This is a genomic window from Synechococcus sp. R55.7 (assembly GCF_047461955.1).
Taxonomy (GTDB): domain Bacteria; phylum Cyanobacteriota; class Cyanobacteriia; order Thermostichales; family Thermostichaceae; genus Thermostichus.
Genome location: NZ_JANSIC010000475.1, coordinates 1 through 670, shown reverse-complemented (window position 1 = coordinate 670; position 670 = coordinate 1). Strand labels below are relative to the sequence as shown.

Genomic DNA, 670 nt, shown 5'->3' with positions numbered 1-670 from the left:
CGCCGGGCCGAGGCGGTTGTCAACCGGTTGGTTCAGCTGGGTATCGAGCAACGTCGACTCTATCCGGTTGGTGTGGGGTTCTCTGCTCCTGTGGCCAGCAACACCACTGAGGAAGGCCGGGCGAAGAATCGCCGCGTGGAGTTGGTGGATCTGGCGGGTGGCAGAATCCCCTAGGGGAGAGTTTCTGAGTTTTGGCTCAGGGCAAGCATCGCCGAAACTCTGGACACTGCGGCTGCGGCGAACTAGTTTAGAGGCAACTCTTTACTTCTAAGCTATTTCAAGGGGTGGGATCCATGCTTAGGCCCAGTCTTCTGTTCTCCGGCTCGGCTTTGTTGGGTTTGCTGTCCTTGCCGTTTTTGATCGGCGAATGTGGCTGGTTGGCCTCGTCTCGGAAAGGGCGGAGTGCGGCCACTGAGGTTTCTCTGCAAGCTTGGGAGCACTCTCTGCCGTCATCCCAGACCTTGTTTGAAGATGAACCAGGTTCTGAATCTTGGCTCAGGCGGCAAGCCCAACTGCAAGAACGGGTACAACAGCTTGAGCAGCGCTCTCTCGCTCACCAGCAGCAGGTCTATCAATGGCTTGCGCAACAGGCAGATCCCCAGCCCGCCGGGGTTGTTGGCCGTTCCAACCCAAGCCTTGCCGTGCCGGCACGGCCTCGGCGTCAGGATCC

2 protein-coding genes are annotated in these 670 nt (G+C 59.1%); one reads left to right on the top strand and one right to left on the bottom strand.

Going from position 1 to position 670, the window contains the following annotated elements; translation table 11 throughout:
- On the top strand, positions 1-174 hold a 174-nt coding region (locus NW820_RS13225), incomplete at its 5' end, for an OmpA family protein (protein ID WP_414407754.1).
- 275 nt (positions 175-449) lie between these two features.
- On the opposite strand, the gene NW820_RS13220 is transcribed toward NW820_RS13225, so the two are convergent.
- Positions 450-670 (bottom strand): hypothetical protein (locus tag NW820_RS13220; protein WP_414407753.1); only part of this gene is annotated, 221 nt, incomplete at its 5' end.